Source organism: Gordonia sp. DT101 (assembly GCF_049844895.1).
Lineage (GTDB): Bacteria > Actinomycetota > Actinomycetes > Mycobacteriales > Mycobacteriaceae > Gordonia.
Genome location: NZ_JBNCLX010000008.1, coordinates 88,885 through 104,034, shown reverse-complemented (window position 1 = coordinate 104,034; position 15,150 = coordinate 88,885). Strand labels below are relative to the sequence as shown.

General features: G+C 67.8%; 14 protein-coding genes. 9 read left to right on the top strand and 5 right to left on the bottom strand.

All coding sequences use genetic code 11. From position 1 onward, the window contains the following. Window positions 1–8: 8 nt before the first annotated feature. The 3 genes from ACLQ3I_RS22155 to ACLQ3I_RS22145 all read left to right on the top strand — a co-directional run bounded on the left by ACLQ3I_RS22155 (window position 9) and on the right by ACLQ3I_RS22145 (window position 2,580). Window positions 9–314, top strand: coding sequence for a thiamine-binding protein (locus ACLQ3I_RS22155; RefSeq protein ID WP_425793502.1), 306 nt, complete (start codon window positions 9–11; stop codon window positions 312–314). 107 nt (window positions 315–421) lie between these two features. Continuing rightward, window positions 422–1,528 (top strand): MFS transporter, encoded by a 1,107-nt coding sequence (locus ACLQ3I_RS22150; protein WP_425793988.1) that lies wholly within the window; start codon window positions 422–424, stop codon window positions 1,526–1,528. Between the two features lie 41 nt (window positions 1,529–1,569). Next, window positions 1,570–2,580 (top strand): tetratricopeptide repeat protein, encoded by a 1,011-nt coding sequence (locus ACLQ3I_RS22145; RefSeq protein WP_425804814.1) that lies wholly within the window; start codon window positions 1,570–1,572, stop codon window positions 2,578–2,580. Between the two features lie 150 nt (window positions 2,581–2,730). On the opposite strand, the gene glgB is transcribed toward ACLQ3I_RS22145, so the two are convergent. The 5 genes from glgB to ACLQ3I_RS22120 all read right to left on the bottom strand — a co-directional run bounded on the left by glgB (window position 2,731) and on the right by ACLQ3I_RS22120 (window position 11,072). Further along, the gene (gene glgB / locus ACLQ3I_RS22140) at window positions 2,731–4,941 is read right to left on the bottom strand and encodes a 1,4-alpha-glucan branching protein GlgB (protein WP_425793504.1); all 2,211 of its coding nucleotides are present in this window, start codon (window positions 4,939–4,941) and stop codon (window positions 2,731–2,733) included. Between the two features lie 7 nt (window positions 4,942–4,948). Further along, the gene (locus ACLQ3I_RS22135) at window positions 4,949–6,949 is read right to left on the bottom strand and encodes a maltotransferase domain-containing protein (RefSeq protein ID WP_425793505.1); all 2,001 of its coding nucleotides are present in this window, start codon (window positions 6,947–6,949) and stop codon (window positions 4,949–4,951) included. Between the two features lie 76 nt (window positions 6,950–7,025). Beyond that, window positions 7,026–9,104 (bottom strand): ATP-dependent DNA helicase, encoded by a 2,079-nt coding sequence (locus ACLQ3I_RS22130; protein WP_425804812.1) that lies wholly within the window; start codon window positions 9,102–9,104, stop codon window positions 7,026–7,028. Window positions 9,105–9,159: 55 nt separating this feature from the next. Then, window positions 9,160–9,759: an isochorismatase family protein gene (locus tag ACLQ3I_RS22125; RefSeq protein WP_425793507.1), complete on the bottom strand. Its 600-nt coding sequence runs from the start codon at window positions 9,757–9,759 to the stop codon at window positions 9,160–9,162. 8 nt (window positions 9,760–9,767) lie between these two features. Continuing rightward, complete coding sequence (locus ACLQ3I_RS22120) at window positions 9,768–11,072, bottom strand: nicotinate phosphoribosyltransferase (protein ID WP_425793508.1); 1,305 nt, start codon at window positions 11,070–11,072, stop codon at window positions 9,768–9,770. 287 nt (window positions 11,073–11,359) lie between these two features. Between ACLQ3I_RS22120 and clpS the strand changes: the two genes are divergently transcribed. The 6 genes from clpS (at window position 11,360) to ACLQ3I_RS22090 (ending at window position 15,055) form a co-directional block, all read left to right on the top strand. Continuing rightward, window positions 11,360–11,581, top strand: a complete 222-nt coding sequence (clpS, locus tag ACLQ3I_RS22115) for an ATP-dependent Clp protease adapter ClpS (RefSeq protein WP_425793989.1) — start codon at window positions 11,360–11,362, stop codon at window positions 11,579–11,581. Between the two features lie 18 nt (window positions 11,582–11,599). Beyond that, window positions 11,600–12,175 (top strand): DUF2017 domain-containing protein, encoded by a 576-nt coding sequence (locus ACLQ3I_RS22110; protein ID WP_425804810.1) that lies wholly within the window; start codon window positions 11,600–11,602, stop codon window positions 12,173–12,175. Then, window positions 12,172–13,263: a P1 family peptidase gene (locus ACLQ3I_RS22105; RefSeq protein WP_425793510.1), complete on the top strand. Its 1,092-nt coding sequence runs from the start codon at window positions 12,172–12,174 to the stop codon at window positions 13,261–13,263. Before ACLQ3I_RS22110 ends, ACLQ3I_RS22105 begins: the two co-directional genes overlap by 4 nt. Before the next feature lie 130 nt (window positions 13,264–13,393). After that, window positions 13,394–13,801: a Mov34/MPN/PAD-1 family protein gene (locus ACLQ3I_RS22100; protein WP_425793990.1), complete on the top strand. Its 408-nt coding sequence runs from the start codon at window positions 13,394–13,396 to the stop codon at window positions 13,799–13,801. A gap of 3 nt (window positions 13,802–13,804) precedes the next feature. Beyond that, window positions 13,805–14,077 (top strand): MoaD/ThiS family protein, encoded by a 273-nt coding sequence (locus tag ACLQ3I_RS22095; RefSeq protein ID WP_425804808.1) that lies wholly within the window; start codon window positions 13,805–13,807, stop codon window positions 14,075–14,077. Window positions 14,078–14,083: 6 nt separating this feature from the next. Next, window positions 14,084–15,055, top strand: coding sequence for a PLP-dependent cysteine synthase family protein (locus ACLQ3I_RS22090; protein ID WP_425793514.1), 972 nt, complete (start codon window positions 14,084–14,086; stop codon window positions 15,053–15,055). The last annotated feature ends 95 nt before the right edge of the window (window positions 15,056–15,150 follow it).

Here is a 15,150-nt window from a genome sequence, read left to right as displayed (position 1 = left end):
GGGCCGTCGTGATCGTTGCGTTCAGCCTGACGCCTTCGGGCGGCGATGCGGTCGGCGACGACGGCGGCATGAGCGCGGCCGTCGCGGCAGCGGTTCGAGTCGTCCGTGAGTCGGGTCTGCCGCACCAGACGACTGCGATGTTCACCTACCTCGAGGGTGACTGGGACGAGGTGATGGCCGTGGTCAAACGCGCCACCGACGCCGTTGCCGAGCACGCCCCGCGCGTGGGCCTGGTCCTCAAGGCAGACATCCGGCCGGGCCACACCGACGAGCTGACCGGCAAGGTCGAGCGGGTCGACCGGCATCTCGCGTGAATGCGCCTCGTCGGGGGGCGCAACGCGAGGTCGAGGTCGAGGCCACCGAACGACGGGCACGCGCGTCCGTCGTCGCCGTCTTCTCGCTGAACGGCTTTCTCGCCGCGATGTGGGTGGCCCACATCCCGGTGATCACCGAACGCACCGGCGTCTCGCATGATCAACTCGGCGGGCTGCTCCTACTCCTCGGGGCGTCGGCGTTCGTCGGGATGCAGGTCTGCGGACCGCTCATCGACAGATGGGGCTCGCGTCCGAGCACCGTCGTCGCGGCCGTTGTGCTCTCGCTCGTGATCCTCGCGCCGGTGAGTGCGGTCAACGGCGCAACGCTGGCCGCCGCCCTCGCCGGATTCGGCTTCGCCAACGGTGCACTCGATGTCTCGATGAACGCCCAGGCGGTTCAGGTCGAGCGCCGGTACGGCCGCCCGATCATGTCGTCGTTCCACGGGTTCTTCTCCGTCGGGAGCCTGATCGGGTCCGGTGTCGTCGCGGCGACGCTGTGGCTCGATGCGGGGGTCCTCGCCACCGTCGCCGTCGCGGGCGTCGTCGGCCTGGTGGTCGCCGCATGCGCGGCCCCCGGGCTGCTGCCCCGGGAGCAACACCAGCCGGCGCCCGTGCGGCGTGCCGCGGAATCGGAGGGGGCGGGTCCTGCGCGCTGGTGGACCGGCGTCGATCTGCGACGGCTGGCGTTGCTGGCCGCGGTGGCGTTCGCGCTGATGCTCGCCGAGGGCACCGCCTACGACTGGAGCGCCCTGCACGTCGTCGAGACGTTCGGTACCCGCGAATCGATCGGTGCCATCGCCTTCGGCGCCTTCAGCGCGGCGATGACGGTGTCCCGATTCGGCGTCGACGCGGTCGCGGCATCCGTCGGCCCGGTTGCGGTGATCCGCTGGGGTGCCCTGATCGGGATGACGGGCATGCTGCTCGCAGTCCTCGCGCCGTCGGCGGGCTGGGCGATCGCCGGATGGACCATCTTCGGCGTCGGCCTGGCCGGACTGATCCCGCAGATCTTCACCGCCGCCGGAAACCTCACGACTGCTTCGAGTGGTCGGGCGATCTCCATGGTCGTCGGATGCGGCTATCTGGGCATGCTGGCAGGACCGGCGGTCGTCGGGTTCATCAGCACCCGCAGCAGCCTGTCCGTCGGATTGATCGTCGCGATCGGCGCCCTCGTCTTCGCCGCGGCGGCCGCCGGGGTGGTACGCGCGGACCGGTGACAGCGGAGGTCGGCCGTCGGGAGGCATGACACACTGGAGGGGTGAGCAGACCAACGAATCGGCAGCAGGCGGCCGCCGCGGCCGCACGGCAACAGGCTGCCGCGGTAGCGATGTCGGGTGCGGTCGACCTGTCGGCCCTCAAAGAACGCGCCGACGCGCAGCGGCAGCAGTCGGGAAGGCCGGCACCGGCCCCCCGAACGTCGGAAGCACCGCACGACGCGCCGGGCGGCAACGCGCCGGCCGGCGGTACCCCCGGCGACTCCGGCGGCGCAGTCATCGACGTCACCGACGAGAACTTCGAGAGCGAGGTGCTCGGCCGGTCGCAGGAACAGCTGGTTCTCGTCGATCTGTGGGCAGAGTGGTGCGGTCCCTGCAAGCAACTCTCGCCCGTGCTCGAGTCGCTGGCGGCGCGCGCGCAGGGCTCCTGGGTACTCGCCAAGATCGATGTCGACGCCAACCCGCGCATCGCCCAGGCGTTCCGGGTGCAATCGATCCCGATGGTCGTGGCGATCGCCCAGGGACAGCCGGTGGCCGCCTTCAACGGTGTGCGATCCGAGGCAGAGATCTCGCAGTGGGTCGGGGAGATCCTCGATCAGCTCGGCGAGGCCCTGCCCGGCGGTGAGGCCGGTGAGGTCGAGCCGGAGCCCGACGACCCCCGCATGGTGGCGGCCGAGGACAAACTGAACGCCGGTGATTTCGAGGGCGCCCTCGCCGATTATCGGGCGATCACCGAGGCCGAACCCGACAACATCGAAGCGGCGTCGGCAGCCCGGAATCTCGAATTCGTGCTCCGCGCACAGGCCCACGATCCGGCGATCGTCGACACGGCTGCACCGGCCGACGTCGATGCCCAGTTGGCCGCCGCGGATGTGTTGCTGCTCGGGCAGCGGCCCGAGGATGCGTTCGACCGGATCGTCGGCGTCATCAAGGTGACGTCGGGCGACGAGCGCACGCGAGCACGGACCCGCCTGCTGGAATTGTTCGAGCTCTTCGATCCGGCGGAACCGTTCGTGGTGGCGGCGCGCCGCAAGCTGGCCAGCGCGCTGTACTGACCGTCCGCCGAGGCCGACAGACTGTCCGCCGAGCGGGCGCAGGATTCCGTCGAGCGGGCACACCGCTGTGCCTGTCGGCACGATCGGCGGGTATCTGCGCCCAGTCGGCGAGATTGTGCCCGATCGACGAACCGGTGCGCCCGGTCGGCGTCAGCTCGACGACGTGGCGGGTGCGAGGAAGATGGCCGAGTTGGCCGGGAGCATCACCGTCGCGGAGCTCTCGCGGCCGTGCCAGCCCGGTCCGTCGGCGACAACCTGTCCGAGATTGCCTTTCCCTGCTCCGCTGTAAGCCGCCGAGTCGGTGTTGAGGACCTCCGCCCACGTCCCTGGCCGCGGCAGGCCCACGCGGTAGCTCTCGCGATCGGAGCCGGAGAAGTTGAACAGGCAGGCCATGACCGAGCCGTCGGTGCCATAGCGTAAAAAGCTGATGACGTTGTTCGCGGTGTCATTGGCATCGATCCACGAATACCCGTCCGGCGTCCCATCCTGGCTGAAGAGTGCCGGGCTCTCGCGATACACGCGATTGAGATCGGACACCAATGCCGATATCCCGGAGTGCAATTCGCCTTCCCAACCCTGGAGTTGGTGCCAGTCCAGGCTCCGGTTGTCGGCCCACTCACCGGTCTGCCCGAACTCCTGACCCATGAACAGCAACTGCTTGCCGGGGTGTGACCACATGTACGCGAGCAGCACGCGGACCCCACACGCCTTGGTGAACGAGTCGCCCGGCATCCGACTCCACAATGTGCCCTTCCCGTGGACGACCTCGTCGTGCGAGATCGGCAGCACGAAGTGCTCACTCCACGCGTACATCAACGAGAAGGTGATCTCGTGATGGTGGAAGCTGCGGTGGATCTGATCCCGGGAGAGGTATCCGAGCGTGTCGTGCATCCAGCCCATGTTCCATTTGAAGGTGAATCCGAGACCGCCGAGCGTGGTCATCTGGGTCACCCCAGGCCAGGCGGTGGACTCCTCGGCGATGGTGACGACGCCGGGGAAGTGTTTGTGCACAGTCGCGTTCGTCTCCTGGAGGAACTGTACGGCCTCCAGGTTCTCGCGGCCGCCGTAGACGTTCGGGCGCCACTGCCCGGCGGGACGCGAGTAGTCCAGGTACAGCATGGATGCGACCGCATCGACGCGCAGTCCGTCGATGTGGAACTCCGTGAACCAGTACAGGGCGTTCGCCACCAGAAAGTTGCGGACCTCCCGGCGTCCGAAGTCGAAGACCAGAGTGCCCCAGTCCAATTGCTCGCCGCGCATCGGGTCGGCGTGCTCGTAGAGGGCCGTGCCGTCGAAGCGGGCCAGGGCCCAGTCGTCCTTGGGGAAGTGGGCGGGGACCCAGTCGACGATCACGCCGATCCCCAACGAATGCAGATGATCGACGAGATATCGGAAGTCGTCGGGCGAACCGAAGCGCGCGGTGGGCGCATAATACGACGTGACCTGATAGCCCCAAGACCCGCCGAACGGATGCTCGGCGACCGGTAGGAATTCGACGTGGGTGAACCCCTTCTCGACGAGGTAGTCTCCGAGCTCGGTGGCGAGTTCCCGGTACGAGAGATCCACCCGCCACGAGGCGATGTGGACCTCGTAGACACTCATCGGCTCGTCGACGGGCGAGCCCTCGGCGCGCCGGGCGATCCAGTCGTCGTCGGTCCACGAGTACGTGGACTCGCTGACCACCGACACCGTGGACGGTGCGGTGTGCGTTTGCCGGGCCATCGGGTCGGCCTTGTCGCGGACCACACCGTCCGCACCGTGGACGCGGAACTTGTACCGCTCGCCATCAGAGACGTCGGGGACGAACACCTCCCAGATCCCACTGCTGCCGATCTGCCGCATCGGAGTCTGCCGCCCGGTCCAGTTGTCGAAATCGCCGATGACCGCCACGCCATGGGCGTTCGGGGCCCACACCGAGAATGCCGTCCCGCGGACCTCGCCGTCCGGTGTCGTGTACGAGACCACCCGAGCGCCGAGGACGTCCCACAGGGATTCGTGCCTGCCCTCGGAGAAGAGGTGGACGTCGACCTCACCGAGGCTGGGCAGGAAGCGATATCCATCGGCCACCAGATGGTCGTCGCCATCCGGGTACGAGACCCGATAGCGATAGTCGATCAGTCCCGTGATCGGCACCGCGACGACCCAGAGGTCGTCGCTCTGGCGCTGCATCGGATGGTCGGCCTCGCCGATCACGGCGACGACGGCGGTGGCATCCGGTCGCAGGGTGCGCAAGATGGTCCAGCCGTCATCGGTCTCGTGCGCGCCGAGAAAGGAGTGCGGGTCCGGGTGCGTCAAGCTGAACAGCCGGCGCAGATCATGGTCGGAGGCATAGGGTTCGGGGGTTTTGGTCGTCTCGGTCACGGCAACCTCACTGCATCCGGTAGGCGAGTCGTCTGGCGGCGGTCGGGGCGATCGGGGGCAATGCGAGGATGTGCGCCACCGCACGCCATGGCTCGAGCTGGATGTAATTGGCCTGTCCCCAATGGAATTCGTGGCCGGATACCTCGTCACGGACGGTGAAACGGTCCTGCCAGTCGTAACCGAGAGCGGGGAGGTCGAGCCACAGCGTGGACGTCTCGGTACCGAACGGATTGAGATTGATGACGACGATCACGCGGTCGCCGGACACCGGATCGAACTTCGAATAGGCGATCAGCGCGGGATTGTCGAGATGGTGGAAGGTGATGTTGCGCAACTGCTGTAAGGCCGGATGACGCCGTCGGATCTCGTTCAGTGTGGTGATCCACGGTTCGAGTGATTCGCCCCGGCTGGAGGCGGCCTTGTAGTCGCGTGGCCGCAGCTCGTACTTCTCGGAGTGGAGGTACTCCTCGCTTCCGTCGGCCACCGCGATGTGCTCGTAGAGCTCGTATCCGCTGTACACTCCCCACGTCGGCGCCAGCGTGGCGGCCAGCGCGGCGCGCAGGGCGAACATCCCGGGGCCGCCGTGTTGCAGGCTCGCGTGCAGGATGTCCGGGGTGTTGACGAAGAGATTGGGACGGGCCTCGTCGGCGTGGGCAGCGATCTCTCGGCCGAACTCCTCGAGTTCCCACTTCGCCGTCTTCCAGGTGAAGTACGTGTAGGACTGGCTGAACCCGATGCGGGCGAGTCCGTACAGACGGGCCGGCCGGGTGAACGCCTCCGCCAGGAACAGGACGTCCGGGTCCCGCTTCTTGACCTCGTTGATCAGCCACTCCCAGAAGTTGGGTGGCTTGGTGTGCGGATTGTCGACCCGAAAGATCTTGACGCCCAGTCCGACCCATTTCAACGTCATCTTGAGGACCGCGCGATAGAGCCCGTTGCGATCGTTGTCGAAATTCAGTGGATAGATGTCCTGGTACTTCTTCGGGGGATTCTCCGCGTAGGCGATGGTGCCGTCGGGCAGCGTGGTGAACCACTCGGGGTGTTCGGCTGCCCAGGGATGGTCGGGAGCGCATTGGAGAGCGAAATCGATGGCGACCTCGAGGTCGAGTTCGCGGGCCCGCGCGAGGAAGTAGGTGAAATCGTCCTCGGTGCCGAGCGCGGGGTTGATCGCGTCGTGCCCGCCCTCGACGGAGCCGATGGCCCACGGTGAGCCGACGTCGTCGGGTCCTGCGACCAATGTGTTGTTGCGGCCCTTGCGATTGACCTTGCCGATCGGGTGGATCGGCGGGAGGTATACGACGTCGAAACCCATGCCGGCGATCCGGGGCAGGTCGTCGACGGCCGTCAGAAAGGTGCCGTGGACGGGATTGCCCTCGTTGTCCCATCCGCCGGTGGACCGCGGGAAGATCTCATACCACGAACCGAACAGTGCGCGGCGACGGTCGACCCAGACGCGATACGACCGTGATTTGGTGACCAGTTCGCGGATCGGGTGTTCGGTCAGCAGTTCGGCGACCTCGTCGGAGATGGCCAGGATCACCCGGTTCTCGATGCGCCGTCGCCTCGCGCGCAGCAGGCGGATGGCGTCGTCGAGGGTGTCGTGGGCCTCGATCGGGACCACGTCGTGTGCCCGGGTGAGCAGCTGGGCGCCGATCTCGAGGTCATTCGCCAGATCGGCGGCGCCCTGGCCGGCGTCGATCTTCTTGACGATGGCCGACCGCCACGTGGTGTACGGGTCGCTCCAGGCCTCGATGCGGAACACCCAGTATCCGATGGCGTCCGGTACGAACGCGGCGTTGAACACGTCGGGTTCGCCGGCCGGTTGCATCCGGATGTCGAGACCGGTCCGCTCCGGGCCGTCCACCCGCAAGGTCACGCCGAGGGCGTCGTGTCCTTCGCGCCATGCGGTGCTGCTGACCGGGATGAGCTCACCGACAACGGCTTTCGCCGGCAGCTGCCCAGCCGACACCAGGGGTCGGATATCGTCGATCCCCATCCGCCCGATCACCAGCGGCCTCCTCTCGTCAGACCCCGCGATCTCTGGCGCACGCTCGGGTGCGGCGACGCCGGCATCGCTGCCGCTCTCAACCGTAGGGGATCGCGGCCAGTCTGCCCAACGCAGAACGCACCAGATCGCCATCGGTCGTACGCCAGAACGGCGGCAACGACGCAAGCAGATACCCACCGTATCCGGCCGTCGCCAGGCGGGAGTCCAGAACGGCGACGACACCGCGATCATCCGTGGAGCGCAGCAGGCGTCCGGCACCCTGGGCGAGCAGCAGTGCGGCGTGATTGGCCGCGACCGTGAGGAATCCGTTGCCTCCGCGAGCCTCCACTGCGCGTTGGCGGGCGGTGAGCAGCGGATCGTCCGGTCGGGGGAACGGGACACGGTCGATGACCACGAGGCTGCACGACGGCCCTGGGACGTCGACACCCTGCCACAACGAGAGCGTCCCGAACAGGCACGTCTCGGGATCGTCGGCGAATCTGCGGACCAGGGCGGATGTGGTGTCCTCACCCTGACAGAGCACCGGGTGATGGGTGCGGCCCCGGATGGCTTCCGCGGCCTCCCGCGCCGCGCGCATCGAGGAGAACAGCCCGAGGGTGCGTCCACCGGCGGCGTCGACGAGACCGGCGAGTTCGTCGAGGGTCACGTCGGCGATCGCATCCCGGCCCGGTCGCGGCAGATGGCGAGCGACGTAGAGGATCGCCGCTTTCTGGTAGTCGAATGGGGAGCCCGCGTCGAGGCCGGCCCAGCGTGGCGGTGCGTCGTCTGCGGGTGCGGTCTTGCCGATCGCCATGACGTCGATGTCGCCGGTCGGCACCTCGGTCGACGGGTCGACCCCGTCGGTGTCACGCCGGCCGGCGGCGGGCAGACCCCAGGTTGCGGCGAGCGCGTCGAAGTTCCCCCCGACGGTCAGCGTGGCCGACGTGAGGATGACCGTCGCCTTCGCGAACAGGGACGCCCGCAACAGGCCGCCGACCGACAGCGGTGCGATGCGCAGCACCGGTCGGGTGTCCTGCCCCACCTTGTCGTGCGCCACCCACACGACGTCGCGGCGCTTCGCCTCGTCAGGCGAGTCGAAGGCGCCGAGCAGGCGTACCACGGTGTCGTGGGTGTCCTCGAGCGAGGTGAGCGCGGCCGAGCGGGCGGCGGCCGAATCGTCGCTCGCGCCGGGCATCCGGACCGGGCCGATCGCATTGCGCGCCTGCCACAGGCGATCACGCAACATGGCGAGGGCCTCGGCCGTGCCGGAGGGCAACCGGAGCCACTCGCGGGCCGGCAACTCGGCGAGCAGGCCGTCGAAGTTCTCGCCGGCACCCAGCAACGCATCGGTGGTCTCGTCGTCGATGAGCTTGCCGCATCGTCGCGCGACCAGAGTGATCCCGGCGCCGGAGATCTCGGCGGTGGAGACCGAGGTGATGCGGTCGACCAGCTCGTGGGCTTCGTCGATCACCACCACGTCGTGTTCGGGCAGGATGCTGGCGGGGCTCATCGCGTCGATCGCGAGTAGCGCGTGATTGGTGACGATGACGTCGACCTGCCCGGCCGCCCGGCGGGATCGTTCCGCGAAACAGTCGTCGGCGTAGCTGCAGTTGGCGGCGCCGAGACATTCGCGCGCCGTCACACTCACCTGGCGCCACGACCGATCGGTCACACCGGGGGAGAGGTCGTCGCGATCACCGGTCTCGGTGTCCGAGGTCCACTCGCGGAGTCGGGTGACCTCCCGTCCGGTGCGTGACAGTTCGAAGGCGTCGAAGAGTTCGGTGGCCGGCTCCTCGGCAGTCCCACTGTGGATCTTGTTGAGGCACAGATAGTTTCCTCGACCCTTGAGAATTGCGAAGGTCGGCTCCCGATGCAACGATCCGGCGAGTGCCGGTGCCAGGCGCGGCAGGTCCCGCTCGATGAGCTGGCGTTGCAGTGCGATCGTCGCGGTGGACACCACGACCGTGCGGCCGGACTCGACGGCGTGCCGGATCGCCGGGACGAGGTAGGCCAGGGACTTACCCGTACCGGTGCCGGCCTGGACGGCCAGATGTTCGCCGGTGTCGATGGCGTGCGCGACCGCCGCCGCCATCCGGACCTGCCCGTCACGGCGGCTGCCACCGAGGGCGGTGACCGCGGTGTCGAGCAGCGCGGTCACCGATGGGGTCTTGCTCATCCGGTCGGCGCCATTGCGCCCGACGCCGTGTGGTGCGGAGTCATGTAGGGCGACGTCATTCGATGTGTGTGGATCCGTCGTAGAGCAGATCCCCCGTGAGATCAACTCCTGCCGAACGCATCTCGGACAAAGCCTTCGACGACGTGGTGGCGGCGACGGCTGCGGTGAAGTTCAAGAGCACGCGCGTCTGGAATCCTTCTTTCACGGCGTCGAGCGCGGTCGCACGTACGCAGTGATCGGTCGCGATCCCGACGATGTCGACGTGCGTGATCCGGTGATCGCGGAGCCAATCCGCCAGGGAGGTGCCGTCGTCGGCGGCCCCCTCGAACCCGGAGTACGCGGCGCTGTAGTGGCCTTTCGAGAAGACCTCCTGGGCGACCGATGAATCGAAGGAGGGGTGGAACCAGACACCTTCGGTGCCGGCCCGGCAATGCGGAGGCCAGGAGTCGACATAGTCGGGATCATCGGAGAAATGATCGCCGGGATCGATGTGATAGTCACGCGTCGCGACGACGGTGCGGTAATCGTGCACGATCGTCTCGAGGGCTGCGGCCACCGCGGCACCACCGTTGACGCCGAGTGCGCCGCCCTCACAGAAGTCGTTCTGGACGTCGACCACGATCAATGCATGGTCCTTGGGTTCCCGATCGGACATCGCGACTCCTAACCGAGCAGGTAACGGGTGGGCACTGCCGGGTCGCCGTGCGACAGGCCGAGGCCCTCCCACGGGAGGGTCACCAGTGCGTCGGCGAGATGGGTTCGGCTGTCGCCGAGCGACGGCAGGCCGTCGACGGGTTCGCCTCCGCGGACCAGCGGGATCTGCAGTGGCCGAACGGACAGGCCGTCGGTGTGCGGTGGATCGTCGGTGGCGCGATACAGGATCTCCTCCACAATGGTGCCGCTGGCGCGAGCCGCTCGCAACGCGGATTTGGCCCCGCCCTTGGACTCCTTGTGACTCGAGCGCTTGGCGACCGGGATCCCGTCGACCTCGACCAGCTTGTAGATCATGCCGGCGGTCGGTGCGCCGCTACCGGTGACCAGGGAGGTGCCGACGCCGTAGGTGTCCACCGGCTCGGCGCGGAGCGACGCGATGGCGTACTCGTCGAGGTCGCCCGACACGACGATCTTGGTGCCGGTCGCGCCCAGGTCGTCGAGCTGTTCGCGGACCTGGCGTGCGAGGACACCGAGATCACCGGAGTCGATCCGGACGCCGCCGAGTTCGGGACCGGCGACCTCGATCGCATTCCGGACGCCCTGGGTGATGTCGTAGGTGTCGACCAGGAGGGTGGTGCCGGTCCCGAGGACCGCGATCTGGGCAGCGAAGGCCGCCTTTTCGTCGGGGCCGTCCGGCCCGGCGAAACCGAGGGTGAAGGCGTGTGCCGCGGTGCCGGCGCTCGGGACCCCGTAGGTTCGGGCTGCCTCGAGATTGGAGGTCGCGGCGACACCGGCCAGATAGGCGGCGCGGGCGCTCGACACCGCGGCACGCTCATGCGTGCGGCGCGAACCCATCTCGATGATCGGGCGTGATGCGGCGGCGCTGACCATGCGGGCGGCTGCGGACGCGATCGCACTGTCATGGTTGAGGATCGAGAGGACCAGCGTCTCGAGCAGGACGCCCTCGGCGAAGCCGGCCCGGACGGTCAGGATCGGCGATCCGGGAAAATAGAGTTCGCCCTCGTGGTAGCCGTCGATGTCTCCGGAGAACCGGTATTCACGTAACCAGTCGACGGTGTCGGCGTCGAGGAATCGGCGCACCACGGCGAGTTCCTCGTCGCCGAAGCGGAATCCGGCGAGCTCGTCCATGAGTCGTCCGGTGCCTGCCACCACGCCGTACCGACGGCCGTCGGGGAGCCGCCGGGCGAACACCTCGAACACGCACGGACGGTGCGCGACAGGGTGGTGCAACGCGGCCGAGACCATGGTCAGTTCGTACTGATCGGTCAGCAGCGCGGTGTTGTCGATGGTCACAATCGCTTACCCTTGGTCCTATGGCGCCTGACGAAACTCGTGCGCACGAGGCTACCCCGGGCGAGCGGAGCGACGGGAGAAGGCTCGGCGAGCGGAGCGACGGGAGAAGGCTCGGCGAGCGGAGCGACGGGAGAAGGCTCGGCGAGCGGAGCGACGGGGGATTCTTCGGCGAGCGGAGCGACGGGGGATTCTTCGGCGAGCGGAGCGACGGGGAATCCACGCCGGGAGGTACCGCGGTTGCCGAACCCGGCGTCGCAGAGGGTGCGACCGCCCTCGACCGGCCCTGGGTGACGATCGTATGGGACGATCCGGTCAACCTCATGAGGTATGTCACCTTTGTGTTCCAGAAGATCTTCGGCTACTCCGAGTCCCGGGCCAACGAGCTCATGATGCAGGTCCACAACGAGGGCAAGGCCGTGGTGTCGGCGGGTGCTCGTGACAAGGTGGAGTCCGACGTCCGGAAGCTGCATGCGGCGGGCCTGTGGGCCACCATGCAGCGCGACGCCTGAACGGGGACCGGACGACACGTGCGTACCTGGAAGCGCAAGGGCCGTGGCCCTGCGATGCGTATCTGCTCCAACCTCGACGTGCACGAGGTCGAGCTGCTGGCATCGATGGTCACCTCGCTGAGGGAGTTGCTCTCCGAACGCGAATCCACCGCGCCGCGCGATGAGCTCTCCGATCTCACCGGTATCCGCACCGGACACAGCGCCGCACCGGGCGACGCCACCCTCGGTCGTCTGCTGCCCGACTTCCACCGGCCTGATCAGGACCGGGAACTGACCGCCGATGTCGTCAACGGCGATGTCAACGGTGCGCTCCGCAGCGTTCACGAGCCGCACATCATCGACGCGAAGATGGCGGCCGCACAGGTGGTGCTCGACACCCTGCCGCGCGGCGGCGGCGATCTGGCGCTCACCGAGGATCAGGCGATGGAGTGGCTGACGGCGCTGAACGACGTCCGGCTCGCGCTCGGTGCCATGCTCGGCATCTCCGAGGACACCCCGGATCAGTTGCCCCCGGATCATCCACATGCGGCCCATCTGGACGTCTACCACTGGCTCACGGTGATGCAGGAACTCCTCGTGGAATCGTTGCCGTGATCGCCCCGTCGGGGGACCGCATCACCGACGTCGCCGGCATCGAGGTTGGTCATCATCACCGGATCGATCCGGACGCGGTGGTCGCCGACCCAGACGCCGCCCGGGACGGCAGCGGCTGGGCGACGGGCGCCACGGTGGTCCGGATATCCGGCCCGAACGCGGTGTGTGCGGTGGATGTGCGCGGAGGCGGACCGGGTACCCGGGAGACCGATCTGCTCGACCCCGTCAACACCGTCCAGACCGCACACGCCATCGTGCTCACCGGCGGCAGCGCCTACGGACTGGCCGCCGCCGACGGGGTGATGTCGGGCCTGGAGTCCGCGGGGGTCGGCCTGCGGATGGACGACCTCGGTCACGTGGTGCCGATCGTGCCGGCCGCGGTGATCTTCGACCTCCCGATGGGCGCGTGGGAGAACCGACCGGACGCCCCGTTCGGTCGGGCGGCGTTGTCGGCGGCGACGACCGACCTCGAGGTGGGCAGTGTCGGTGCGGGGGCCGGGGCGCGGGCGGGGGCCCTCAAGGGCGGCGTGGGTACGGCGTCGATCGTGATCGAGGACGGACCGGCCGCGGGCGTGACGGTCGGTGCCCTCATGGTGGTCAACCCGGTCGGTTCGGTGATCAACGAGAATACCGGATTGCCCTGGTCGGCAACAGATTTCGATCTGGAAAGGTTCGGTCTGCGACGACCGTCGGGGCGTCACATCGTCGACCATGCCGGCCTCGTCGCCAAGCAGACGGTGCTCAACACGACGATCGGGGTGGTGGCCACCGACGCGGTCCTGGATCCGGCGTCGACCCGTCGGGTGGCGATGGCCGGTCACGACGGCATCGCGCGGTCGATCGTGCCGGCACATTCCCCGCTGGACGGAGACACCGTCTTCGCGGTGTCGACGGGGACGGTTCATCCCGAACAACCCGACGTTCCGGCGGGTATGAATCCGGGCGTGGCGTTGCTCACCGAGGTCTGTCGCGCCGCGGCCGACGTGGTGCAGCGGGCGATCGTCGGCGCGGTGCTGGCCGCGACCCCGGTGGCGGGGCTACCGACGTACCGCGAGGTGCTGCCCTCGGCTTTTCGAGTGACCGGGTGAGGCCGATGCCGCTCCTCACGCCGCTATTTGCGTTCGGCCGCGCGGTTCGTGTGACCTGGGGCAGGTGCGGGTCCGGAATAGCGACAACCGGACCGACGTTGTCGCCGAGCGTGACGAGAGGTGGGACGAAGTGCTGACGATCGGTCAGGAATTGGTCGATGCGATGGTCGCGCACGCTCGTGCCGACCACCCGGACGAGGCGTGCGGGATCATCGCCGGGCCCGAGGGGTCGGATCGACCCGATCGGTTTGTCGCGATGGTCAACGCGGAGCGCTCGCCGACCTTCTACCGATTCGATTCGGGCGAGCAGTTGAAGGTGTGGCGGGAGATGGATCGCCTCGACGAGGAGCCGGTGGTGATCTACCACTCGCACACCGGGACCGAGGCCTACCCGAGTCGCACCGACATCTCGTATGCGAGTGAACCGAATGCCCACTACGTGCTGGTGTCCACCCGGGACGCCGACAACGCGGAGATCCGCAGCTATCGCATCGTCGATGGTGTGGTGACCGAAGAGCCGATAGAGATCAGGAGCTGACCTATGGCGGTAACCGTGTCCATCCCGACCATCCTGCGTGCACACACGGGTGGTGAGAAGCGCGTCGAGGCGTCCGGCGCGACCCTCTCGGAGGTCATCGACAATCTCGAGTCGGCCAACCCGGGGATCAAGGAACGACTCGTCGCCGACGGCAAGCTGCATCGCTTCGTCAACGTCTATGTCAACGACGAGGACGTGCGGTTCTCCGGCGGTCTCGACACGACGATCGGCGACGGTGACGACGTGACGATCCTGCCCGCCGTCGCGGGCGGATAGATCTCGGTGGCTCGCTACACGTCGCTCATCGACTCGGTGGGGCACACACCCCTGATCGGGCTACGGCGACTCTCACCGCGTTGGGACGAGACGGCCGACGGTCCGCATGTGCGCCTGTGGGCCAAACTCGAGGATCGTAATCCGACCGGTTCCATCAAGGACCGTCCCGCGTTGCGGATGATCGAGCAGGCCGAGCGTGACGGGTTGTTGTCACCCGGATCGACGATCCTCGAACCGACCAGCGGCAACACTGGGATCTCGCTGGCGATGGCCGCCAGGCTGAAGGGTTATCAGCTGATCTGCGTGATGCCCGAGAACACCTCGGAGGAACGCCGGTCGCTGTTGAAGATGTTTGGTGCGCAAGTCATCTCGTCGCCGGCGGCCGGTGGCTCCAACACGGCGGTCGCGATGGCGAAAGATCTTGCCGCCGAACATCCCGACTGGGTGATGCTGTACCAGTACGGCAACGAGGCCAACATGCTCGCCCACTACGAGGGAACCGGACCGGAGCTGTTCGCGGACCTGCCGGAGATCACGCACTTCGTGGCGGGGCTCGGCACCACGGGGACCCTCATGGGTGTCGGCCGCTACCTGCGTGAGCAGAACCCCGAGATCGAGATCGTCGCCGCCGAGCCGCGTTACGGCGACGAGGTCTACGGGCTGCGCAACATCGACGAAGGTTTTGTGCCCGAGCTCTACGACGACTCGGTGCTGACCCGTCGGTTCTCCGTCCAGGGCGTCGACGCGGTCGCCCGGGTGCGCGAGCTCATCGACGCCGAGGGGATCTTCGCGGGTATCTCCACCGGGGCGATCCTGCAGGCCGCACGCGGAGTCGGCCGGGGTGCGATGAAGAACGGCCAACGCGCCGACATCGGCCTGGTCATCCCCGATGCCGGGTGGAAGTATCTGAGCACCGGAGCGTACGAAGGTAGCCTGGAGCAGGCAGAGCAGGCGCTCGAAGGTCAGCTCTGGGCATGACCTGCGCTGGTCTGGAGTCGACCGGCCCCAGCAGCTGGTCGAGTGTCGGCGAGCGGACGGCCGACCGGCCCCAACTGCTGGTCGAGTGTCGGCGA

Bases quoted from the DNA above. Each gene is read 5' to 3' on its own strand.
- ACLQ3I_RS22095 (WP_425804808.1), top strand. From the start codon at position 13,805: ATGGCGGTAACCGTGTCCATCCCGACCATCCTGCGTGCACACACGGGT.
- ACLQ3I_RS22125 (WP_425793507.1), bottom strand. From the start codon at position 9,759: ATGTCCGATCGGGAACCCAAGGACCATGCATTGATCGTGGTCGACGTC.
- ACLQ3I_RS22130 (WP_425804812.1), bottom strand. From the start codon at position 9,104: ATGAGCAAGACCCCATCGGTGACCGCGCTGCTCGACACCGCGGTCACC.
- ACLQ3I_RS22150 (WP_425793988.1), top strand. From the start codon at position 422: ATGTGGGTGGCCCACATCCCGGTGATCACCGAACGCACCGGCGTCTCG.